The 22,465-nt window shown below is 60.0% G+C and carries 24 protein-coding genes and 1 tRNA gene; 15 read left to right on the top strand and 10 right to left on the bottom strand.

Annotation, left to right across the window (positions count from 1 at the left end; all coding sequences use genetic code 11):
• The first annotated feature begins 9 nt into the window (after positions 1–9).
• The 4 genes from ACJ8IP_RS21970 to rbsK are packed head-to-tail and all read left to right on the top strand — an operon-like array spanning position 10 to position 3,588.
• On the top strand, positions 10–1,044 hold the full coding sequence (locus tag ACJ8IP_RS21970) for an ABC transporter permease (RefSeq protein ID WP_164107280.1): 1,035 nt from the start codon (positions 10–12) through the stop codon (positions 1,042–1,044).
• A gap of 30 nt (positions 1,045–1,074) precedes the next feature.
• On the top strand, positions 1,075–1,746 hold the full coding sequence (gene alsE / locus ACJ8IP_RS21965; RefSeq protein WP_033644765.1) for a D-allulose 6-phosphate 3-epimerase: 672 nt from the start codon (positions 1,075–1,077) through the stop codon (positions 1,744–1,746).
• Positions 1,747–1,756: 10 nt separating this feature from the next.
• Positions 1,757–2,665 (top strand): allose kinase, encoded by a 909-nt coding sequence (gene alsK, locus ACJ8IP_RS21960; RefSeq protein ID WP_164107279.1) that lies wholly within the window; start codon positions 1,757–1,759, stop codon positions 2,663–2,665.
• Positions 2,662–3,588: a ribokinase gene (rbsK, locus tag ACJ8IP_RS21955; protein WP_164107278.1), complete on the top strand. Its 927-nt coding sequence runs from the start codon at positions 2,662–2,664 to the stop codon at positions 3,586–3,588. The genes alsK and rbsK overlap by 4 nt, the downstream gene beginning before the upstream one ends.
• Before the next feature lie 40 nt (positions 3,589–3,628).
• Here the strand turns inward: rbsK and ACJ8IP_RS21950 are convergent, their stop codons facing one another.
• Positions 3,629–4,237 (bottom strand): HD domain-containing protein, encoded by a 609-nt coding sequence (locus ACJ8IP_RS21950; RefSeq protein ID WP_033644771.1) that lies wholly within the window; start codon positions 4,235–4,237, stop codon positions 3,629–3,631.
• A gap of 183 nt (positions 4,238–4,420) precedes the next feature.
• Here ACJ8IP_RS21950 and trhA point away from each other — a divergent pair, with 183 nt between their 5' ends.
• Together trhA and ACJ8IP_RS21940 are read left to right on the top strand one after the other, a co-directional pair.
• Positions 4,421–5,095, top strand: a complete 675-nt coding sequence (trhA, locus tag ACJ8IP_RS21945) for a PAQR family membrane homeostasis protein TrhA (RefSeq protein ID WP_033644772.1) — start codon at positions 4,421–4,423, stop codon at positions 5,093–5,095.
• A 150-nt stretch (positions 5,096–5,245) separates the two neighbouring features.
• The gene (locus tag ACJ8IP_RS21940) at positions 5,246–5,743 is read left to right on the top strand and encodes a DUF2165 family protein (protein WP_164107277.1); all 498 of its coding nucleotides are present in this window, start codon (positions 5,246–5,248) and stop codon (positions 5,741–5,743) included.
• Between the two features lie 38 nt (positions 5,744–5,781).
• Here ACJ8IP_RS21940 and ygfZ read toward each other — a convergent pair whose 3' ends face one another.
• Positions 5,782–6,774, bottom strand: coding sequence for a tRNA-modifying protein YgfZ (gene ygfZ, locus ACJ8IP_RS21935; protein WP_047573794.1), 993 nt, complete (start codon positions 6,772–6,774; stop codon positions 5,782–5,784).
• 320 nt (positions 6,775–7,094) lie between these two features.
• Here ygfZ and sdhE point away from each other — a divergent pair, with 320 nt between their 5' ends.
• The gene (sdhE, locus tag ACJ8IP_RS21930) at positions 7,095–7,361 is read left to right on the top strand and encodes an FAD assembly factor SdhE (RefSeq protein WP_019455657.1); all 267 of its coding nucleotides are present in this window, start codon (positions 7,095–7,097) and stop codon (positions 7,359–7,361) included.
• Positions 7,342–7,764, top strand: a complete 423-nt coding sequence (locus ACJ8IP_RS21925) for a protein YgfX (RefSeq protein WP_042785308.1) — start codon at positions 7,342–7,344, stop codon at positions 7,762–7,764. The genes sdhE and ACJ8IP_RS21925 overlap by 20 nt, the downstream gene beginning before the upstream one ends.
• A 65-nt stretch (positions 7,765–7,829) precedes the next feature.
• Here ACJ8IP_RS21925 and fldB read toward each other — a convergent pair whose 3' ends face one another.
• Positions 7,830–8,348: a flavodoxin FldB gene (gene fldB, locus ACJ8IP_RS21920; RefSeq protein ID WP_033635825.1), complete on the bottom strand. Its 519-nt coding sequence runs from the start codon at positions 8,346–8,348 to the stop codon at positions 7,830–7,832.
• A gap of 106 nt (positions 8,349–8,454) precedes the next feature.
• Here fldB and xerD point away from each other — a divergent pair, with 106 nt between their 5' ends.
• The 6 genes from xerD to ACJ8IP_RS21890 all read left to right on the top strand — a co-directional run bounded on the left by xerD (position 8,455) and on the right by ACJ8IP_RS21890 (position 14,852).
• Positions 8,455–9,354, top strand: coding sequence for a site-specific tyrosine recombinase XerD (gene xerD, locus ACJ8IP_RS21915; protein WP_033644935.1), 900 nt, complete (start codon positions 8,455–8,457; stop codon positions 9,352–9,354).
• Positions 9,355–9,380: 26 nt separating this feature from the next.
• Positions 9,381–10,097: a bifunctional protein-disulfide isomerase/oxidoreductase DsbC gene (gene dsbC / locus ACJ8IP_RS21910; protein WP_042785306.1), complete on the top strand. Its 717-nt coding sequence runs from the start codon at positions 9,381–9,383 to the stop codon at positions 10,095–10,097.
• A 6-nt stretch (positions 10,098–10,103) separates the two neighbouring features.
• Positions 10,104–11,837, top strand: coding sequence for a single-stranded-DNA-specific exonuclease RecJ (gene recJ, locus ACJ8IP_RS21905; RefSeq protein ID WP_164107276.1), 1,734 nt, complete (start codon positions 10,104–10,106; stop codon positions 11,835–11,837).
• 168 nt (positions 11,838–12,005) lie between these two features.
• A protein-coding gene (prfB, locus tag ACJ8IP_RS21900) for a peptide chain release factor 2 (RefSeq protein ID WP_099783420.1) occupies positions 12,006–13,104 on the top strand; the annotation gives its coding sequence in 2 pieces (ribosomal slippage) (positions 12,006–12,080 and positions 12,082–13,104; 1,098 coding nt in all).
• A 9-nt stretch (positions 13,105–13,113) separates the two neighbouring features.
• On the top strand, positions 13,114–14,631 hold the full coding sequence (lysS, locus tag ACJ8IP_RS21895; protein WP_004931697.1) for a lysine--tRNA ligase: 1,518 nt from the start codon (positions 13,114–13,116) through the stop codon (positions 14,629–14,631).
• Positions 14,632–14,778: 147 nt separating this feature from the next.
• Positions 14,779–14,852, top strand: a tRNA-Gly gene (locus ACJ8IP_RS21890).
• Positions 14,853–14,970: 118 nt separating this feature from the next.
• Here ACJ8IP_RS21890 and ACJ8IP_RS21885 read toward each other — a convergent pair.
• Positions 14,971–15,810, bottom strand: a complete 840-nt coding sequence (locus tag ACJ8IP_RS21885) for a helix-turn-helix domain-containing protein (protein WP_072627050.1) — start codon at positions 15,808–15,810, stop codon at positions 14,971–14,973.
• A gap of 247 nt (positions 15,811–16,057) precedes the next feature.
• On the opposite strand from ACJ8IP_RS21885, the gene ACJ8IP_RS21880 reads away from it, so the two are divergent.
• Positions 16,058–16,447, top strand: coding sequence for a DUF3224 domain-containing protein (locus ACJ8IP_RS21880; RefSeq protein WP_164107275.1), 390 nt, complete (start codon positions 16,058–16,060; stop codon positions 16,445–16,447).
• Between the two features lie 100 nt (positions 16,448–16,547).
• Here the strand turns inward: ACJ8IP_RS21880 and ACJ8IP_RS21875 are convergent, their stop codons facing one another.
• The 6 genes from ACJ8IP_RS21875 to ACJ8IP_RS21850 form a co-directional block, all read right to left on the bottom strand.
• Entirely contained in the window at positions 16,548–18,545 is a 1,998-nt protein-coding gene (locus tag ACJ8IP_RS21875) for a BCCT family transporter (RefSeq protein WP_033644786.1), read from the bottom strand.
• Between the two features lie 164 nt (positions 18,546–18,709).
• Positions 18,710–19,057 (bottom strand): hypothetical protein, encoded by a 348-nt coding sequence (locus ACJ8IP_RS21870; protein ID WP_233092766.1) that lies wholly within the window; start codon positions 19,055–19,057, stop codon positions 18,710–18,712.
• A 149-nt stretch (positions 19,058–19,206) separates the two neighbouring features.
• The gene (locus ACJ8IP_RS21865; protein ID WP_089192220.1) at positions 19,207–20,439 is read right to left on the bottom strand and encodes a cysteine desulfurase-like protein; all 1,233 of its coding nucleotides are present in this window, start codon (positions 20,437–20,439) and stop codon (positions 19,207–19,209) included.
• The gene (locus ACJ8IP_RS21860; protein WP_223524591.1) at positions 20,436–21,050 is read right to left on the bottom strand and encodes a 2OG-Fe dioxygenase family protein; all 615 of its coding nucleotides are present in this window, start codon (positions 21,048–21,050) and stop codon (positions 20,436–20,438) included. The genes ACJ8IP_RS21865 and ACJ8IP_RS21860 overlap by 4 nt, the downstream gene beginning before the upstream one ends.
• A gap of 259 nt (positions 21,051–21,309) precedes the next feature.
• A complete protein-coding gene (locus tag ACJ8IP_RS21855) occupies positions 21,310–21,648 on the bottom strand; it encodes a hypothetical protein (RefSeq protein ID WP_033644790.1) in 339 nt (112 codons plus the stop codon).
• 136 nt (positions 21,649–21,784) lie between these two features.
• On the bottom strand, positions 21,785–22,354 hold the full coding sequence (locus tag ACJ8IP_RS21850; RefSeq protein WP_033644791.1) for an HdeD family acid-resistance protein: 570 nt from the start codon (positions 22,352–22,354) through the stop codon (positions 21,785–21,787).
• Positions 22,355–22,465 lie beyond the last annotated feature (111 nt).

Raw genomic sequence — 22,465 nt, 5'->3', positions numbered from 1 at the left:
GAGCGCTTGATGGGCAACAACCTGAAATTTCGTCCGGACGGGGCCGCCGTCGGTTTGCTGGTCTTGCTGCTGGCGGTGGTGCTCGCCTTCAGCCTGCTGATGCCGGGGCGCTTCTTCAGCGGCGCCACCTTCACCAGCGTGGCCTTCCAGCTGCCGGAGCTGGGCCTGCTGACGCTGGCGATGTTCATTCCGATCCTCAGCGGCGGCCTGAACCTGTGCATTATCGCCAGCGCCAACCTGACCAGCCTGCTGATGGCCTGGCTGTTCATCAGCTACCTGCCGGCGGACGCCGGGCTGGGTTTGCAGGCGCTGTGGCTGGCCTTGGCGCTGGCGGCGGCGATGCTGCTGGCCGGGCTTATCGGCGCGGCGACCGGCGCACTGGTGGCCTACGTCGGCGCGCACCCGATTTTGGTGACGCTGGCCACCATGACCACGGTCAACGGTATCGGCATCTACCTGACGCGCGGCGCCGCCCTGAGCGGCATGCCGGAGATCGTGCGGTTTATCGGCGCCGAGAGCGTGCTGGGCGTGCCGGTGCCACTGTGGATCTTCCTGGTGGTCGCCGCCTTGCTGGCGCTGTTCCTGCAGAAAACCCGGCTCGGCAAATGCATCTACATGAGCGGCAGCAACATCAACGCCACCCACTTCAGCGGCGTGAATACCCATCGGGTGCTGATCGCCATTTACACCCTCTCCAGCCTGCTGTGCGTCATTGCCGGGCTGGTGATGATGGCGCGCTTCAACTCGGCGCGCATGGGCTACGGCGACTCTTACCTGCTGCTGACGGTGCTGGCGATCATTCTGGGCGGCACCGATCCGTTCGGCGGTTTTGGCCGGGTCAGCGGCGTGGTGCTGGCGCTAATCGTGCTGCAGGTGATCGCGACCGGTTTAAACCTGATGAACGTCAGCCCGCATTTCAGTCTGGCGATGTGGGGCGCCGTGCTGATCGCGGTGCTGGCGCTGAAGTTTTTCCGGCATCGCTATCGGCAGCGCCGGGCGATGCGCCGCAGCGCGGCCCAGGCCAGAACCGCGGCGGGCCACTGATCCTTTTCCCTTTTGCGCAGGATAACGCTAATGAAATACCAGATTTCGCCTTCACTGATGTGCATGAACCTGATGGATATCCGCCAGCAATTGGCGGTGCTGAACCGCCGCGCCGATATGCTGCATATCGACATCATGGACGGGCATTACGTTAAAAACATCACGCTGTCGCCGTTCTTTATCGAACAGATCCGCCCGCACACTTCGTTGTTGCTGGATGTGCATCTGATGGTGGAGAACCCGACCGACTTTATCGAGCCAATCGCCCGCGCCGGCGCGGACTTTATCTGCCCGCACGCTGAAACCATCAACCGCGACGCGTTTCGGGTGATCAATCAAATCCGCGCGCTGGGCAAAAAAGTGGGGGTGGTGCTGAACCCGGCCACGCCGGTGGAGTTTATTCGCCACTACCTTCACCTGCTGGACAAGGTCACCGTCATGACCGTCGATCCGGGCTATGCCGGGCAGCCGTTTATTCCCGAAATGCTGGAAAAGATCCGCCAATTGCGCGATCTGAAAAGCCAACAAAATCTGCGCTATCTGATCGAGATCGACGGATCCTGCAACCAGCGCACTTACCGCGATCTGATGGGCGCCGGTGCAGAAGTGTTGATCGTCGGCAGCTCCGGGCTGTTCAATCTCGATCCGGATCTGGAGACGGCATGGGAAAAAATGCTGGATCAGATGCGGCAGGCGGCCTGAGGCGGGGGACATGATGCGGTATTTTCTTGGCGTTGACGTCGGCGGCACCAATACCCGCCTGCTGTTGATGGATGATGAAGGTGAATTCAGCGGTTACCGCAAGATAGCGACCGCCGACTGGGCGCGGCAGGCCGATCCGCTGGCGGCGTTGGGCCGGCTGATCGCCGGGCAGTGCCAAGATCGTCAGGTGGCGCAGGTGATGCTGGGGCTGCCGGGGATCCTCAGCCGCGATCGCTCGCGGGTGCTGTCGCTGCCGTTTATCCCGGCGCTGGACGCTCAGCCGGTGGCGGCGTTGTTGGCCGATTTGCTGGCGCTGCCGGTGCGAATGGACAAGGACGTCAATCATCTGCTGTGGTGGGATCTGCAGCAGCTGCCGGCGTTGCCGCAGGTGGCGGTCGGGCTGTATCTGGGCACCGGCATGGGCAACAGCCTGTGGCTGAACGGCGATTTCTACCACGGCGCGCACGGCGCCGCCGGCGAGCTGGGGCACATTCCCTGGCCGGGCCATCAGGGCGAATGCCCGTGCGGTAAACGGGGCTGCGTCGAGAGTCTGACGTCCGGTCACTGGCTAACCGGCTGGGCGCGCGCCAACGCGGCGCAAACGCCGTTTGACCGGCTGTTCGAACGCCACGGCGATCATCCTGATCTGCAGCGCTTCGTCGAGCGATTGGCGCAGACCATCGCCGTCGAAATGAACGTGATCGACCCCCAGCGCCTGATCCTGGGCGGCGGCGTGATCGCCATGCGCGGTTTTCCGTTGGTGCGGTTGGAGCAGGAAATCCGCCGTCATCTGCGCGCGCCGCAGCCGGCGCAGGGGCTGACGATCTCCGTCAGCCGCCTCGGCGATGAAACCGGCAGCAAAGGCGCCTGTCTGGCCGCCCGGCGCCACCTCCAATTGAGCAGGGAGTACCAGCAATGAAAGGCAAAGTCTGCGTGTTCGGTTCGTTCAACCTGGATATCGTCGCCGGCATGGCGCGCTTTCCGCAGCCCGGCGAATCGCTGATCGCCCGCAACAGCATGATGGGGGCGGGCGGCAAGGGCGCCAACCAGGCGACCGCCGCGCTGCGCGCCGGGGCGCGGGTGCATTATATCGGCAAGGTGGGGCGCGACGACTTCGGCACGTTCGCCCGGCGCCACCTCGCCGCCGCCGGTTTCGATGCGGTGACGCTGTTCTCTACCAGCGATTGCCCCACCGGCAATGCGCTTATCTACGTTGCCGGCGAGGATGCGGAAAACATGATCGCCGTCGATCCCGGCGCCAATCTGACGGTCAGCGAAGACGAGGTGCGTCAGTGCCGGCCGGCGATCGCCGCGGCGGATATTCTGCTGACTCAATTGGAGAACAACCTGCCGGCGATCGAGCAGGTGATCGCCATTGCCCGCGAAGCGCAAACGTTCATCATACTCAACCCGGCGCCGTTTCAGCCGGTGCCGGACAGCATGTTGGCGCAGGTCGATCTGCTGACGCCCAACGCCACCGAGTGCACGTTGCTGACCGGCGTGCCGGTGCGCGATGTGGCTTCGGCGCGCCAGGCGGCGCAGGTGTTGCACGCCAAGGGCATTCGTTTGCTGATCGTGACGTTGGGCACGCAGGGGGCGTTGTTCTCGGACGGGGAAAACAGCGAGCTGATCCCGGCGTTTCCGGCACAGCCGAAAGACACCACCGGCGCGGGCGATGCGTTTAACGGCGCCCTGGCGGCGCAGCTGGCGAATCAGGTGCCGTTAGCCGAGGCGGTGCGCTTTGCCGCCGCCTATGCGGCGGTCTGCGTGGAGCGCGCCGGTGCGGCGGGATCGATGCCGAGCTATGACGAGGCGCTGGCGCGCCAACGGGCGTTTGCTTGACGATGATGGGCTGCGGCGCGGAGGCGGCAGCCCGGTTCCCTTATTTCAACCAGCCTTTGCGCTGCGCGTCCCGCAGATGTTGCTCCAGGTGGCGCCACAGCTCGGGATGCACGTCGGCGATCGCCGCATTGCGCGACAGAACCTGCTCCAGGCTGATGCCGTTTTCCACCCAGCTCTGGCCTTCGTTGTGCAGGTTCATCAGCATCGGCATGGTGCGATCCAGCAGCAAGGCGAAGCGGGCATCGGCGCTTTCGCCCTCTTCATACTCCTGCCATAAAGCGGTGAAATACTCGCGCTGTGTCTGCGGCAACATGCCGAACAGACGACGTGCCGCCGCCACTTCCTGATCGTGGATCGCCGCGCGGGCGGCCAGATCGTAGACCAGTACGTCACCGGCGTCGATTTCCACGATGTCATGCAGCAGCGCCATCTGGATCACGCGCTGAATGTCTACGTCATCACCGGCGTACGGGGCCAGGCTCATGGCGGCGATGGCGAAGTGCCAACTGTGTTCGGCGGAGTTTTCCTGGCGCTGGGTGCCCAGCACTTTGGTGCGGCGTTGCACGCCTTTCAACTTATCGATTTCCATCAGGAACTGGATGGCCTGGGTCATTGAACCGAAATCTAACGCGGGTACAGCGGATGACATGGTGTAAACCTCAAGGTGGGTGGGTTGAAGCCTGACGATTGTAGACCACCGGGCAGGGGATTTCGATGGTTACACGCGTTCACATTTTTATTTTAGCGTACACGTGTACACTGGAATTATTCTCAGTTAAGCTGCTTTGCGTTAATTTCGAACAAAGCAGGGCATTTTGAGGGGTTGCGCGTTATGGGGAAAACGGACGTAGTGAAAGCCGGGACCAATAAGATTGTCGCCGCGGCTTATCCGTGGGCGGAAGAGATCGCCAACAGCATCAGCCACGGCATCGGGCTGGTGTTCGGCATCGTCGGCCTGGTGTTGCTGTTGGTGCAGGCGGTGAATACCGGCGCCGATGCGACGGCCATCACCAGTTACAGCCTGTACGGCGGCAGTATGATTCTGCTGTTTCTCGCTTCCACGCTGTACCATGCGATTCCGCACCAGAAGGCCAAGCATTGGCTGAAAAAGTTCGATCACTGCGCCATTTATCTCCTGATTGCCGGCACTTACACACCGTTTTTGCTGGTGGGGCTGGATTCGCCGCTGGCGAAGGGATTGATGGCGGTAATCTGGGGGTTGGCGCTGCTCGGCGTGCTGTTCAAACTGGCCTTCGCCCACCGTTTTGAAGCCCTGTCGTTGGTGACCTACCTGACGATGGGCTGGCTGTCGCTGATCGTGATTTATCAGTTGGTCACGCGGCTGGAGGCCGGCGGCGTCACGCTGCTGGCGATCGGCGGGGTGGTCTATACCCTGGGCGTGATTTTCTACGCTTCCAAGCGCATTCGCTTTGGCCACGCCATCTGGCACGGCTTCGTGCTCGGTGGCAGCGCCTGCCATTTCATGGCGATCTACCTGTACGTCTAAGCGTTGCCGCTACGTCTGAATGCGTATTGAACTGGCGCCTCTTTTGTTTTAAAAAAGAGGCGCTTGCTTCTTTCGGGTATCCAGCAAGCCCGTTCCTTCATTTCTGAGCCCGCATACCGTTTCTTTAACCTCTGTTCAGGACTCACCAAGATGATCGTTCGCTTATCCAAAGCGCTGCTGGTCTGCGCTATCGCCTTGTTCGCTTCGCTGGTCGCCTTCGGCAACATCACCGACTACGGCTCCAACTTCGCCTTTGTGCGCCATGTCTTTATGATGGACACGATTTTCCCCGACGCCACCATCGGCTATCGCTCGATACAGACGCCGTGGCTGCATCACGCCGGTTATATTTTCATCATCGCGCTGGAAAGCCTGACCGCGCTGCTGTGCTGGATCGGCGGCCTGCGACTGTTGGGCGGCCTGAAACTGCCCGCCTGGGCCTTTAACGGCCGCAAAAAGCTGGCGGTGGTCGGCCTGACGCTGGGCTTCCTCACCTGGCAGGTCGGTTTCATGTCGATAGGCGGCGAGTGGTTCGGCATGTGGATGTCGAAGCAGTGGAACGGCGTTCCCGATGCCTTTCGTTTCTTCATCACCATCATTTTGGTGCTGATTTATCTGGTGCAGCGCGACGGGGAGTTGGACGAGTAACGAAGATGGCCGCAGGCAGGGCGCCTGCGGCCGACGAATTATTTCTCTTCGGCCAGCGAGTAGGGCAACGGTTTGATCGCCAACTGGCTGGCGGCATCGTCGCGCACCCGCAGCTTGCTGTCGGCGTCCAAATCGTTGTTCATTACCACCTGCACCCACAGCGTGCCGTCGGCCAATTGGCTCGACGCCAGTACGGTGCCGGTGCGGCGCCAGTTTTCACCCAGCTGCAGCTCCAGATCTTCCGCCGCCTGCGGGGCGCGAGCGGCTTTACCTTCCAGCCAGTAGAGCGCGCGTTTGTTGGCGCCGCGGAATTTGGCGCGCGCCACCATCTCCTGGCCGGTATAGCAGCCCTTGCTGAAGCTGATGCCTTCCAGCGCCTGCAGGTTGGTGGCCTGCGGGATCAGCTGCGCGCTGTTGGCGGCGTCGATAATCGGATAACCGGCTTCGATCTCCAGCGCCAGCCACTGGCTGCTGTCATTCAGTTCCGCCTGATCATGCAGTTTGCCGATCAGCTGTTCGGCCACGGCGGGGCGGGTCACCAGCAGAAAACGTTCCGCCGGCGCAGCGAAGTGCAGCAGCGTGGTTTCGCCTTCCTGCACCACCGGGTGCTCGGCACTCGGCAGCGTGGCGAACAGGCCCGCCAGCGCGGCGCGCGCCTGGAAACCGGCGACCCCCAGCAATACCGCGTCATTATCGGCGGCGATGGTGACTTTGGAAAACACCGCATATTTTTTGATTTCAGCCAGTTGGCTGTCCAGCACGCTGCGGCGCTCCAGATAGGCGAAGCCTTCGCCACGGTGGAACAGACGCAGGTTGCTCCACATTTTGCCCTTGGCGTCGCAGTGGGCGCACAGCACGTGTTGATCGGCCGCCAGCGCGTCGATGTCCGCCGTCACCTGGCCCTGGAGATATTTCACCGCGTCCGGCCCGTTCAGCGTCACCAGCGCCCAATCTTCCAGCGAGATCAGCGTCAGGGGCAGATGGGTGGAAGCGGAGGGCTGACGGGGTGGGAATGGAATGTTATGCGCCATAGTAAGTTCCTGCTCAACGTTTAGCTTACCTGAAGGGTATTGAACCCATGGTAAAAGAGGCGGCGGGCTTTGCAAACTGTTATTCGCGCCGCGGCGCCGGGGGGCGCTTTTTTTGGCATTTTGCGCTTTATTGCGTTTTCCGCCACAAAGCGCCTTCCCGGCGTGTATGTCAAATTGTTACTCTATAGGCTTGCGGCCAGGGCACCCTTGCAGACAGATCCCCGGTTGATGGAATTATATTGCGACGGCGTTGCCATACAGTGTGTCATTTGAACCCTGCGCTGGCGCTGCCGCGCTGAAAAGAGGTGAGTCATAACAACATGGATATTAACAACAAAGCACGTATTCACTGGGCTTGCCGTCGTGGCATGCGCGAGCTGGACATCTCCATCATGCCGTTCTTCGAATACGAATACGACAGCCTGAATGACGCGGACAAGGCACTGTTCATCCGTCTGCTCGAGTGCGACGATCCCGATTTGTTCAACTGGCTGATGAATCATGGCGCGCCGCAGGACAGCGAGCTGCAAAGAATGGTGACCCTGATCCAAACGCGAAATAAAGATCGTGGCCCAGTGGCGATGTGATATCCGCATTTCCTGGCGCACCCAGCTGTTCTCTCTGTTGACCCACGGCGTCCTGATCCTGCTGATCCTGATTTCGCCCTGGCCGGAAGGCTTTGGTCCGCTCTGGCTGGTGTTGCTGACGCTGGTGGTGTTTCAGTGCATTCGCAGCCAGAAGCGCATCGCTGCGGTGCAGGGTGAACTGCGGCTGCTGGCGGACAGGCGTTTCAGCTGGCACGGCCGAGAATGGCGGCTGGCGAAAAAGCCCTGGATGCCGGGCTACGGCCTGCTGCTGACGCTACAGCCTATGGAGGGCAAAAAGCGCCGTCGGCTGTGGCTGGCTTCCGACTGCATGAGCAAAGAGGAGTGGCGCCACCTGCGGCAGCTGTTGTTGTATCCGCCGGCGGGTGACGGCGAACAAGACTGATAGGGGGCGCCGGCGCGAATCATGTCGCCGGCGCTCGGCGTTTGGGGAAGATCGCCCGATAGCGGCTACAGCAGCGGCTCCATCTCCAACAGGATCTGTTCGCACCATTGCTGCAGGCGCTCTTCGCTCAGATCGTATTGGTTGACCTCATCGAGCGCCAGGCCGACGAAGTGTTTGCCGTCGGCGCTCAGCGGTTTGGGGCTGGTGAACTCGAAGCCCTCCGTTGGCCAGAAGCCGATGAACTGCACGCCCAGCGGCGCGATGTGATCGTGCAGCATACCCAGCGCGTCGAGGAACCACTCGCCGTAACCGAGCTGATCGCCCATGCCGTACATGGCGACGATCTTGCCTTTCAGATCCAGCGCCGGCAGCTGCGGCCAGATCGCTTCCCAGTCTTCCTGCAGTTCGCCGAAATCCCAGGTCGGGATGCCGAGGATGAGAATGGAATAGTCCTCCATCAGCTTGGGCGAGACGTCTTTCAGGTTGTGCAGGTCGACCAGGTCTTCACCCAGAATCTCACGGATTTTTTCTGCCGCCATCTCGGTGTAGCAGGTGCTGGAGCCGTAAAACAGACCAATCTTCATGTGTAAACCGTTACGTTGCTGTTTAGAGAATTGCAGCGAGTATACCTGATTTGCGTCGGCTTAAGGCATAATGGCGCGGGTGGAAATGCAACGAAGAGAGGACCGCGTGCAACAGCAAGACAATGCGCTGATTGAGCAATTCCTGGATGCGCTGTGGCTTGAGCGCAATCTGGCGGAAAATACGCTGGCCTCCTACCGGCTGGATTTGCAGGCCCTGGGCGCCTGGCTTGGCCAGCAAAACACCGACTTGCTGCAGGCGCAGGCCTTGGATCTGCAGGCGTTTCTCGCCGAGCGGGTGGACGGCGGCTACAAGGCCACCAGCTCCGCGCGCTTGCTGAGCGCCATGCGTCGCCTGTTTCAGTATCTGTACCGCGAAAAGCTGCGCGCCGACGATCCCACCGCGCAGCTGGCTTCCCCGAAGTTGCCGCAGCGTTTGCCGAAGGATCTGAGCGAGGCGCAGGTCGATGCGCTGCTGCAGGCGCCCTGCGTCGATCAGCCGCTGGAGCTGCGCGACAAGGCGATGCTCGAGGTGTTGTACGCGACCGGGCTGCGGGTCTCTGAGCTGGTGGGGTTGAACATCAGCGACGTCAGCCTGCGTCAGGGCGTGGTGCGGGTGATCGGCAAGGGCAACAAGGAGCGGCTGGTGCCGCTGGGCGAAGAAGCGGTCTACTGGATAGAAAATTATCTGGAGCACGGTCGCCCGTGGCTGGTCAACGGCCAGACGCTGGATGTGCTGTTCCCCAGCAACCGGTGTCAGCAAATGACCCGACAGACGTTCTGGCATCGCATCAAACACTATGCCATCCTTGCGGGCATCGACAGCGAGCGTCTGTCGCCGCACGTGTTGCGGCACGCGTTCGCCACCCATTTGCTGAACCATGGGGCCGATCTCCGTGTCGTACAGATGTTGTTAGGCCACAGCGATCTCTCGACCACGCAAATTTATACTCATGTAGCGACCGAACGACTGAAACAGCTACATCAACAGCATCACCCGCGCGCCTGAGCGGCGGGTTCGAAAGGATTGGAACAATGAAAAAAGGTTTAATGCTGCTCTCTCTGCTGGTGGCTTCGGTGGCCGGCGCCGCCCATGCCGATGACGCGGCGATCAAAAAAGCGCTCGCCAGCCTGGGCATTCAGCAGGCGGACGTGCAGCCTTCGCCGGTCAACGGCCTGAAAACCGTGCTGACCGACAGCGGCGTGCTGTACGCCTCCGAAGACGGCAAGCACATCCTGCAGGGCCCGCTGTTCGACGTTAGCGGCAAAGAGCCGGTCAACGTGACCAACCAACTGCTGAGCACCAAGATGGAAGCGCTGAAAGATCAGATGATCGTTTACAAAGCGCCGAAAGAGAAACACGTGATCACCGTGTTCACCGATATCACCTGCGGTTACTGTCACAAACTGCATCAGCAGATGAAAGAGTACAACGATCTGGGCATTACCGTGCGTTACCTGGCGTTCCCGCGCCAGGGGCTGGCTTCCCAGGCTGAAAAAGACATGCAGTCGATCTGGTGCACCGCCGACAAGGCCAAGGCGTTCGACGCCGCCATGAAGGGCGACGCCGTTTCTCCGGCGACCTGCAAAACCGACATCAGCAAGCATTACGAGCTGGGCGTGCAGTTCGGCATTCAGGGCACGCCGGCCATCATCCTGGAAAACGGCATGATGATCCCGGGCTATCAGGGGCCGAAAGAGATGGCCGCCATGCTGGACGCGCATCAGGCCGCCACCAAAGCCGGTGGTTAATCGCCGGTGAGTATCAAAACGCAACTACGCCGCCGCCCGGCGGCGGACGACACGCATCTGCCCGCCAGTTTACCGCCGCTTCTGCGTCGGCTTTACGCCCTGCGCGGCGTGCAGGCTGAGCAAGAGCTGGAGCGCGGCGTCAAAGGCATGCTGCCCTGGCAACAGCTGGACGGCATCGACGACGCCGTCAGCCTGTTGCAGCAAGCGCTGGCCGACGGTCGCCGCATCATGGTGGTGGGCGATTTCGACGCCGATGGCGCCACCAGCACCGCGCTGACGGTGCTGGCGCTGCGCAGCATGGGCGGCGCAGCCGTCGATTATCTGGTGCCTAACCGTTTCGAAGACGGTTACGGCCTGAGCCCCGAAGTGGTGGAGCAGGCGGCGGCGCGCGGCGCAGAACTCATTGTTACCGTCGATAACGGCATCTCCTCCCACGCCGGCGTCGACGTGGCGCACGCCAAAGGCATGCAGGTGCTGGTGACCGATCACCACCTGCCGGGCGAGACCCTGCCGGCGGCTGAAGCGATCGTTAACCCCAACCTGCGCGGCTGCGCCTTCCCGTCCAAATCGCTGGCGGGGGTAGGCGTGGCGTTCTACCTGATGCTGGCGCTGCGCGCCCGGCTGCGGGACAGCGGCTGGTTCGAGCAGCGCACGCTGGCGATGCCGAATCTGGCGGAACTGCTGGATCTGGTGGCGCTCGGCACCGTGGCCGACGTGGTGCCGCTGGACGCCAACAACCGTATTCTGGTGTATCAGGGATTAAACCGCATCCGCGCCGGCAAATGCCGACCGGGCATCCGCGCGCTGCTCGAAGTGGCCAACCGCGACGCCCGCCAACTGGCGGCCAACGATCTCGGTTTCGCCCTCGGCCCGCGGCTCAACGCCGCCGGCAGGCTGGACGACATGTCGATCGGTGTGGCGCTGCTGCTGAGCGACGACATCGCGCAGGCGCGCATGCTGGCCAACGATCTCGATGCGCTGAACCAGGCGCGACGCGAGATAGAGCAGGGCATGCAGGTGGAAGCCCTGCAGCTGTGCGATCAGCTGGAGCGCACCAGCACCGAGCTGCCTTACGGGCTGGCGATGTATCATCCGGAATGGCATCAGGGCGTGGTGGGCATCCTCGCTTCGCGCATCAAAGAGCGTTTCCACCGTCCGGTGATCGCTTTCGCGCCGGCGGGCGACGGCATCCTGAAAGGCTCCGGCCGTTCGGTGCCCGGCTTGCACATGCGCGACGCGCTGGAGCGGCTGGATATGCTGAACCCCGGGCTGATGATGAAGTTCGGCGGCCACGCGATGGCGGCCGGGCTGTCGCTGGAAGAGGCTAAATTCGACGAGTTCCGCCAGCGTTTCGGCGAGCTGGTGGGCGAATGGCTCGATCCGGCGATGTTGGAAGGGGTGATCTGGTCCGATGGCGAACTGGCGATGCAGGAGCTGTCGTTGACGACGGCGGAGCTGCTGCGCGAGGGCGGCCCGTGGGGCCAGGCGTTCCCGGAACCGACCTTCGACGGCAAGTTCCGCATCCTGCAGCAGCGGCTGGTGGGTGAGAAACACCTGAAGCTGATGGTGGAACCGCTTGGCGGCGGCCCGTTGCTCGACGGCATCGCGTTCAACGTGGACACCACGCTGTGGCCGGACAGCAGCGTGCGCGAAGTGGAACTGGCCTACAAACTCGACGTCAACGAGTTTCGCGGCAACCGCAACGTGCAACTGCTGATCCAGCACCTTTGGCCGCGCTGAGGCGAAATTGAACACAACTCGGGGATTGGGCTCTCCAATCCCCGGCATCCTTCCCGATCGCCACAAAAACTGACCAACTCGCTATAAACTGCCGCCCGGATCCGTTAGAATTAGCGGTTCCAATGGCATTCCGCCATCGACGACATCAACGTAAAAGAACGCAAAACCATGTTTGAAATTAACCCGGTAAAAAACCGAATTCAGGACCTGTCCGAGCGGACTGCGGTTCTTAGGGGGTATCTTTGACTATGATGCCAAGAAGGAACGCCTAGAAGAAGTCAACGCCGAGCTGGAGCAGCCGGACGTTTGGAACGAACCGGAGCGCGCACAGGCGCTCGGCAAAGAGCGCGCCGCGCTGGAAGCCATCGTTGAAACCATCGATCACCTGCAGCAGGGCAGCGAAGACGTCAGCGGTCTGCTGGAGCTGGCGGTGGAAGCCGACGATGAAGAGACCTTCAACGAAGCGGTCGCCGAACTCGATCAACTGATCGCCAAGCTCGAGCAGCTGGAATTCCGCCGCATGTTCTCTGGCGAATACGACAGCGCCGACTGCTATCTGGACATTCAGGCCGGCTCCGGCGGCACCGAAGCGCAAGACTGGGCCAGCATGCTGCTGCGCATGTACCTGCGCTGGGCCGAAGCCAAGGGCTTCAAGACCGAAGTGATCGAAGAGTCCGACGGCGACGTTGCGGGCCTGAAATCGGCCACCATCAAGATCATCGGCGACTACGCGTTCGGCTGGTTGCGCACTGAAACCGGCGTTCACCGCCTGGTGCGCAAGAGCCCGTTCGACTCCGGCGGCCGTCGCCACACCTCGTTCAGCTCGGTGTTCATCTACCCGGAAGTGGACGACGATATCGACATCGATATCAACCCGGCGGATCTGCGCATCGACGTGTACCGCGCCTCCGGTGCGGGCGGTCAGCACGTCAACAAAACCGAATCCGCCGTACGTATTACTCACCTGCCAACCAACATCGTGGTGCAGTGCCAGAACGATCGTTCTCAGCATAAGAACAAGGATCAAGCGTTTAAACAGCTGCGAGCCAAGCTGTACGAGTTTGAGATGCAAAAGAAAAATGCTGATAAACAGGCGATGGAAGACAACAAGTCCGACATCGGCTGGGGCAGCCAAATCCGTTCTTACGTGCTGGATGACTCCCGCATCAAGGATTTGCGCACCAACGTCGAAACGCGTAACACGCAGGCCGTACTGGATGGCGACCTGGATAAATTCATTGAGGCAAGTTTGAAAGCCGGGTTATGAGGAATAGAAATGTCTGAACAACAAGTACAGGGCGCCGATCAGGCGCTGGATCTCAATAACGAGCTGCAGTCCCGCCGCGAGAAACTGGCCGGCCTGCGTGAGAACGGCATTGCGTTCCCGAACGACTTCCGTCGCGACTCCACCTCCGACAAACTGCACGCCGCGTACGGCGATAAAGACAACGAAGAGCTGGAAGCGCTGGGCGTAGAAGTGACCGTCGCCGGCCGCATGATGACCCGCCGCATTATGGGCAAGGCATCTTTCGTTACGCTGCAGGACGTGGGCGGCCGCATTCAGCTGTACGTCGCGCGCGACGATCTGGCTGAAGGCGTGTACAACGAGCAGTTCAAGAAGTGGGACCTGGGCGATATCCTCGGCGCGCGCGGCAAGCTGTTCAAAACCAAGACCGGCGAACTGTCGATCCACTGCACCGAACTGCGTCTGCTGACCAAAGCGCTGCGTCCGCTGCCGGACAAATTCCACGGCCTGGCGGATCAGGAAACCCGTTACCGCCAGCGTTACCTGGATCTGATCGCCAACGAAGAGTCGCGCAACACCTTCAAGGTGCGTTCTCAGGTGATGTCGGCTATCCGTAACTTCATGGTGGAACGCGGCTTCATGGAAGTCGAAACCCCGATGATGCAGGTGATCCCGGGTGGCGCGTCGGCGCGTCCGTTCATCACCCACCACAATGCGCTGGATATCGACATGTACCTGCGCATCGCGCCGGAACTGTATCTGAAGCGTCTGGTGGTCGGCGGCTTTGAGCGCGTGTTCGAAATCAACCGCAACTTCCGCAACGAAGGCGTTTCTCCGCGTCACAACCCAGAGTTCACCATGATGGAACTCTACATGGCTTACGCGGATTACAAAGACCTGATCGAGCTGACCGAGACGCTGTTCCGCACCCTGACCGAGAAAGTGCTGGGCACCTCTCAGGTGCAGTACGGCGACGAAGTGTTCGACTTCGGCAAGCCGTTCGAGAAGCTGACCATGACCGAGGCGATCAAGAAATACCGTCCGGAAACCGATCTGGCTGACCTGGCCGACATGGGCAAAGCGGTGGCCATCGCGGAATCCATCGGCATCAAGGTTGAGAAGAGCTGGGGCCTGGGCCGCGTCGTGACCGAGATCTTCGAAGAAGTGGCGGAAAGCCATCTGATTCAGCCGACCTTCATCACCGAGTACCCGGCTGAAGTGTCGCCGCTGGCGCGCCGCAACGACGTGAACCCGGAAATCACCGACCGTTTCGAGTTCTTCATCGGCGGCCGTGAAATCGGCAACGGCTTCTCCGAGCTGAACGACGCCGAAGACCAGGCGCAGCGCTTTGCCGATCAGGTGAACGCCAAAGACGCCGGCGACGACGAAGCGATGTTCTACGACGAAGACTACGTCACCGCGCTGGAGCACGGCCTGCCGCCGACCGCCGGTCTGGGCATCGGCATCGACCGCATGGTGATGCTGTTCACCAACAGCCACACCATCCGCGACGTGATTCTGTTCCCGGCGATGCGCCCGCAGAAATAATCGCGTTTAGCGTGCAACAACCGGTGCGGGCAACTGCGCCGGTTTTTTTTCGTCTGCAGGACTTAACCGCTTAAAACATCGACAGTTACGCGCCATCTCCGCTTGCCCGCCGCCGATAACCGGTTATAATGCCTGTCGCACACCGATGCGGGTGTAGTTCAATGGTAGAACGGCAGCTTCCCAAGCTGCATACGAGGGTTCGATTCCCTTCACCCGCTCCAAGCCCGTTTACTCCTTCGTCTTACACGTTCACAGCACGCGTTATTTCCCGTTTCAGCCTCTGGCACTCATCTCGCCGAAGTCATTCTGACATTGCGCCTTGTCTCTCAATAAAGCAGGTCAGCGTTTGGCAAAGGCCGCCTGTATGCCGTTATTCTCCGCGTGCAGGGACCTGACATACTCGCTGGGCGACTGGCCCACCAGAGCGCGAAAATCGCGAGCGAAATGGGCCTGATCAAAATAGCCCAATTCCAGCGCCAGCCTGCTCCAATCGCGAGGCGCGTGAGCCTGCAGTTGCGCGATGGCTTCATGCAGACGATAGCGTTGGATCACCCATTTGGGGCCGACGCCTACGTATTTATGAAATAGCCTCTGTAGCGCGCGTTTGTCTATCGCCGCAGTGCCCAGCAATTGGTTTACCGACGTTATGCCAAGGTTGTCGGCGATAGCGGCCACGAGCCTGTTCGCTCGCGCGACGTTAGGATCGGGTTGGGGCCGCTGCGCCAGCAGGAAAGCCTCCGCCACGAGCGTCATCGCACTCGTCGTAGCGCACGTGGCGATACGCGTCGCCAGCGACTGGCAATCAGCGCCAAACACGGTCTGCGCAGGCATCGAGCGGTTCGCGAGCGTCGATATGGGCGCTTGCAGAAAGGGATGGAAGCCGCCCGGCTTAAACTTGATGCCGAAGGCGAAGCCTCGCCCTTCAAGGAGCCGCTCGAAGCGATCGGTGTGAACGCCGTAAACGTATGATTCATTCCGTTCGATCACCAGATGTACGTTGGGGTGGGGCAGCGTCGCTTGCCGCTGAGGCGGTAACTCCCGCAGATCCCAGCGCACGCACCAGTAGTGCTCGACCAGATCGGCCAACGCAGCTGATGGCGAGTGGCGCTCGTGTATAAACTGACTTTGCGTCGGCTGCGGATGCAGCACTCCGCGCGGTTTGGCATTCCCGGCCGTCATCTTGAGCTACCGTCATGCGGGGCGACTTGTCGCGTTTTTGCAATCATCTACCTGGTCGCTCCTGATACATTCACATATGTCTTCGCGCCGCGTTATGCGCCGCGATAGCTGCTGGAAGATAATGACGATTTTATAACTCGACAGATTGATCTGTATGGGCGCGTTTAATCTTTGCCGCGGCCATTGCCAGGAACGCAGCGCGCACCGATGCGTCTGTGTCATCAACCTTAACAAAGGGGTTTGTAAAATGCATGCGACAGGAACATTCGACATCAAATTGACGCCGCAAACCGCAACGGCCGAAATTGAGACGGCCAAGCTCAGTCGGATGACGATTGATAAGCAATTTCATGGTGACCTGACTGCGGCCAGCCTCGGAGAAATGCTGGCTGTACGCATGGATGCGCATGGCTCCGCCGGTTATGTGGCAATGGAGCGCGTAACGGGGACCTTGCATGGCCACAAGGGCAGCTTCGTGTTACAGCACAGCGGCACCATGAACCGTGGGGTTTCGTCGCTGCAGTTGACGGTCGTCCCCGATTCCGGGACGGGCGAGCTGACGCAATTGAGTGGTTCGATGACTATCGAGATCGACCAAGGCACGCACCGCTACACGATGGATTATGTCCTTCCCTAGGGGGAATAAACGAGGTGAACGGCGACCCAAACTTGTGTCAGCGCCGTGGTGAAGAAAGCAGGGCAAAAAAATGCCGCCCCTGGGGACGGCATGTCGGCATTCAGCGCACCAGATGCAAGAAATGCAGATGCTTTTCGTACTGGTCGAGAATATCGTTGATCAACTGCTCCTGATTCCAGCCCATGACATCGTAGTTCTGGCCGCCTTCTTTCAGGTAGATCTCCGCGCGATAATATTTGTGCTGCTCGGCTTGCTGTTCATCATTATCCAGCCCGGCCAGGGCGAAGGTCGGCGAGCTGTAGCCGCGCAGTCTGACTTCATAGATAAAGTTAAGCTCATCGCCTAAATCAACCTCGAAACGAATGCGATCTTCCGCGCCGGTGTTGATGCTGCTGAGCGTGCCTTGCTTACTCAGCTCCTCCTGCACCAGCGTCATGGCCGACTGGATGACTTCGTCCATAAAGCGCTTAACCAGCGAGCGCTTTGGCAAATAAGCGATATTACGCAGCCTGCGCTGCCAGGGGATAGGATTGCGGGCGGCGGTAGGGGCGATGGTGGCCATATTCTGGCTGTCGCGCTTGGTCAGATCGCGACGCAGCGCCTTAAGCAAACCGTAAATGGATATCAGCAAGATGGCCGAGAAAGGCAGCGCGCTGGCGATGGTGACGGTTTGCAGCGCGCTGAGCCCCCCGGCGATCAGCAAGGCGATGGCGACGATGCCCATCAGCGATGCCCAGAAAATGCGTTGCCATACCGGCGTGTTGCTGGAGCCGCCTGAAGCCAGGGTATCCACGACCATGGCGCCGGAGTCGGCGGACGTGACAAAAAAGACGATAACCATCGCCATGGCGATAAACGAAAGCACGCTGGAGAATGGGAAATGCTCCAGGAAGTTAAACAACGCCAAGGCCACGTCTTGTTGTACCGTAGCGGCGAGATCTGTCGCGCCCTTTTCCATGATGAGGTAAATGGCGCTGTTGCCGAACACGGTCATCCACATGAGGGTGAAGCCGGCAGGGACGAACAGCACGCCCGTGACAAATTCGCGGATGGTTCGGCCGCGGGAAACCCGTGCGATGAACATCCCGACGAAAGGCGACCAGGAGAGCCACCACCCCCAGTAGAGCAGCGTCCATCCGCCTAGCCAGTTGCTGGATTTGGGTTCATAGGCATACAGGTTGAAGGTTTTGCTGACCAGCTCGGACAGATAGCCGCCGGTATTTTCCACAAAGGATTTCAACAGCAAAACGGTTGGCCCCAACAGCAAGACCAAGGCCAGGAGCAACAGCGCCAGGCTGAGGTTCAGCTCCGACAGAAAGCGTATGCCCTTCTCCAGCCCGGAAACCACGGAAATGGTGGCCAGCCCGGTAATCACCACGATTAATATCACCTGAACGGTTTCGTTGATTGGCACGCCAAACAGGTGGTTAAGCCCGGCGTTGACTTGCAATACGCCATAACCCAGCGAGGTCGCGACCCCGAATACGGTGCCGATGACGGCGAAGATATCGACGGCGTGGCCGATAGGGCCATAAATGCGATCGCCGATGATCGGATAAAGCGCGGAGCGCAGGGTCAACGGCAGGCCATGCCGATAGCTGAAGAAGGCCAGAATCAACGCCACGATGGCGTAGATCGCCCAGGCATGCAGCCCCCAGTGGAAAAAGGTCAGGCGCATGGCTTGTTTGGCCGCCTCGATGCTCTCGGGCGTGCCGACCGGCGGCGAGAGATAGTGCATAACCGGTTCTGCCACGCCGAAGAACATCAGACCAATGCCCATCCCCGCCGAAAACAGCATGGCAAACCAGGAGTGATAGCGAAAATCGGGTTGCGCATGATCGGGGCCAAGTTTGATGTCGCCGTAACGAGAAAGCCCCAGAAACGTCACGCTGAGCAATATGAGCGCCACGGCCAAAATATAAAACCAGCTGGCGTTGGTGAAGATTTGTTGCTGCAGAAGCTTGAAGTTTTTGTCAGCGACGTCGGGGAAAAAGGCGGCGAAGGCGACCAGAAGAAAAATGAGGACTGCAGAGGTGAAGAATACCGCTTTGTTGATATGGCTTTGCGGCTTATTTAAGGAGGTGTCTTTCTCACTCATAAATTGATTTATTCCATTTGTTTGATTATCGCCCTGAATGGAGGAAAGGTGGTGACTGTAATATCGTAGCAAAATAGTCGGGCTGGCGCAGGAGGCCGGCGCCGCTCTATAGAGCGGAATTACCGCTGTCTTTACGCGGTAATTCCGAATAATTCACGTTGCCGTTAGTTAAATAAAAAGGCCAATAACCCCGTCACCTTATTCTTATTTTCCCATCCCTCCAATTTCATGCAGGCATTAACGTGTTCTTTTCTGCGCATTTCATTACGGTCCGAAGGAAAAACGACGCCGTGAGTATTGGGGATATCCGCACCGTTGATATTCATGGAGGAGAATACAGGCGAGCGGGTGTCTAAAGACAGGCTCACGGGATAGCGTTGTTCGGCTTCTTGTCGGCAGCTTGCTCTGGCGGCTTCAAGGGGTGTCGGAGCCGCCGTTTGCGCTTCCCACTTTTCCGGCGTGGCGCAGGAAGACATCATCAACCCGGCGGTGATAACGGCATATTTTCTCAACGTAAAAATCCCTTTTCAAAAAAATCCCGCCTATTCTACCCAACCCCTCAAACAGGGGGAGCGTTATTCACGTTTAACGCCTCCGGCGAGACGCACGGCTATTTATGCGGTGTGGCCCGCCGGAAAACCGGGCGGGCCGTTATGGCGCATTAACCGAGGATCTCCTTGGCGAGTATTTCAAACAGCGTATCGATCTCATCAAGGGTGTTGTAGTGCATCATGCCGATGCGCAGCACGCCGCCGTCCTGCAGCCCCAGTTGCTGAATCAGGCCCAGCGCATAGAAATGTCCGCTGCCGGCGCAGATGTTGTGGTGCCCCAGCCGTCGGGCGATCGCGTCGGGCGCCTGGCCGCTGAAGGTCAGGGCGAAGGTCGGCGTGCGGCGTGCGCTGTCCGCCTGCGGATTGCCGTAGAGCCGCACGCCGTCGAGTTGCTGCAGCCGTTGCAAAAAGTGGCGGCACAGCGCCTCTTCATGCCGGTGGTAGGCGGCGAAGCTCTCCTGCAAGCGCTGCCTTAACGGCGCGCCGGGCGTGCCCCACTGCGCCAAATACTCGATAGCGGCCGCGACGCCGGCCAGCGCTTCGAAGCTCTGCGTGCCGGTCTCGAAACGGCCGGGGCCGACGTCGGTGGCCGGCTCGACTTTGTACGGCCGCAGGCGCTGCAGCCACTGCGGCGCGATGTAGGCCATGCCGACGTGCGGGCCAAAGAATTTGTAGGCGGAGCACACCAGGAAGTCACATCCCAACGCCTGCACGTCGATCAGGTTATGCGGCGCGTAATGAACGGCGTCGACATACACCTGCGCGCCCACCCGATGCGCGGCTTCAACGATGGTTTTGATATCGACGATGCTGCCGGTGACGTTGGACGCGTAGCTGACCGCCACCAGACGCGTGTTGGCGTTGATGCGCGCGCACACTTTTGCCGCGTCGAGAGAACAATCGGCGCTCTCCAGCGCTATCTGATGCACCACGGCGCCTTTGTCGGCGGCGGCCTGCTGCCAGCTGGAGACGTTGGCGTAGTGATCCAGCGCGGTGACGATGACCTCATCGCCGTCCCGCCAATCGCGACTGATGATGCGGCTGAGATGAAAGGTCAGCGTGGTCATGTTCATGCCGAAGACGATGTTGTCGGGCGACGGCGCATTTAACAAGGCGCGCACCGATTCGCGCGCCTGGCTCATCACCTCGCCGGTAACCCGGCTGGAGAAATAGTGCCCGCCCAGGTTGGCGTTGTACTTCCCCAGGTAGTCGGTCATTTTTTCCAGCACGCCCCGGGAAACTTGCGCACCGCCGGGGCCGTCGAAAAAGATCGCCGGTTTGCCGTCGATCTGCCGGGACAGGGCGCTGAACTGGCGTCGGGCGAGCTCGGGGGTAAAGGTCATGCTTTCTCTCCCCGAGCGGTGAGGACGAAGAGATCCAGATAGCCTTCTTCATTCGGGCTTACGGTATTGATCGGCGTGGCGTTGTGCCACAGTTTACTGTCCGCCAACAGCACGGCTTCACCGTCGGCCAGCGCTTTTTTGAAGAAAGGATCGTGGCGGCTGTCGTCGTACAGCATGATTTCGCCGCCGACGATATTGTGGCGGTGAATGGCGATCATCGCGATATGGTCGAAACCGTCCTGGTGAATGCCTTCCGGCGCCACCAGCGTATCTTTTTGGATGGCGACCACGCGCATCTGGTGGATCTCTATTTCGGCGCCTTCCGGCAGTTCGTTATTTTCGGCAAACAGGTTGCACATCTCCGCCATGCCGGCGCTCTGCAGCACGGCGCTGTCGATAGGCTCGAAGCGGCGCACCACGTTGCCCTGGAAATGGTTGATCTGATCCGACTGCATGAAGGTACGCGGCCCCACTTCGGCGATGTTGGGGTTGAGGTATTTCACGACGGAATAACGGCGCAGGCGATATTTGCCGTCGGCATGTTGCGTGTGGGGCAAGGAAGAAAATGAGGGCATCAGCTCTTGGGTGGCTTGCGGGCTTAGTACAGTCATACTTATTACGTTTTCGTGTTTCTGTAACATAATCACCTCTAATAATAATAATTTCTGATGTTGTAGGGGGTAATTCGATTGAATTGTAGACGACTCTATAACCAACGCAATGTGGGGTTGGCGAGGTGTGATGGCGGTCGTAAAGTGGGGAGAACGCAAAAAGATAACGTGGCGAAAAGTCGGCTGGTGCGGCGGTGAAACGGTGCGGCATCTTGCCCGCACCGGCAGGTATCAAGCGATGGGCGCGCGGCCCTCGTGTTCAGAATGTCTCGAAATAAAGCTCGCGCAACAGCCAGGAGATTTCGTTATTGGTGCGGTTCAGGACGTCTATTCTGTGAACCCCTATCGCTTCTGCGCGCAGGTCGAGCAGCAGGTTGCGAATCTGCCGGAATAACGGGGTTTGCGGGTTGGGTTTGGCCAACTGCTGTCCACACAGTTTGATACCGGCGTCGCAGCCGGTGGCGATGTCCGTCAGGCAGCACGGGCAAGCGGTTTTTTGGCGTGCCATATTGCGGCATTGTTGCCCGATTACCTGGTTGAAGTGGCGTAATTGCAGGCAGACTTCCCGCGAGTTCAACGGTTTGGAATGGGTTGTCATCGGTTTCAGCTCCCTTGTCTTCGCCTATATTGGCACTTACCGATGAAGATAACCACGGACAAGCTGAGGGGGTATCGCCTTGTTTTGTTTGCAAATGGGGAGGGGATGGCGGCCCGCCGTCGGCGGGCCGTTACGATCAGGCGCGTTTAAACAGATTCGCAGCCTGGAACAGGGCAAAGGAACTGACCAGCATCTCGATGCCGACGATCGCCGTCACCAGCGTCACCGACGCCGCCGGGCCTGAGCCGATCAGCATCCAGGCGATGATCAAATCGAGCACGCCGATGACGAACTGCAGCCAGTTGCCCGGCAGGCCTCGGCGCATATAGCCTGCTGCCAGGCGCGCGATGCCGCCGAGCGCAAACAGCACGGCGAGGTAGACCGCCAGCGCCAGAATGCCCGCCAGCGGGCTGGTGATGAACACATAGCCGATAATCAGGTAGGCCACGCCCAGCAGAATGCCGCCGATCATCGGCCAGGTATTCTGCGCCCGGTTGGCTATCATGGCGATAATCAGCCCGGCGCCGCTCAACAGCAGCAGGATGCCCACTACGATGCTCAGCGCTGCGCCGGAGGCGAAAGGATTCACCAGGCACAGTATGCCGCCCGCCAGCAGCAGGAAGGCGATGATCAGCAGGGTGGTGCGTTGCTTTTTGAGCAGCTCTTCGCTCAGGAGGGGCAGATTATTGCGGTCGAGGTTCAACATGACAGTACTCCATTTCGTCGTTGGGTAATTAATCAGTCATCCTTACCTGTTTAGCATAGACCGTCTGGGGGTTTTTGACTGACCCGGCGCAAATGTTACACTGTGCGGCTG

It is taken from the genome of Serratia sp. CY52157, assembly GCF_052168495.1.
GTDB lineage: Bacteria > Pseudomonadota > Gammaproteobacteria > Enterobacterales > Enterobacteriaceae > Serratia > Serratia ureilytica.
The sequence above is the reverse complement of the archived record's forward strand: the minus strand, read 5'-3'. Positions and strand labels throughout refer to the sequence as shown.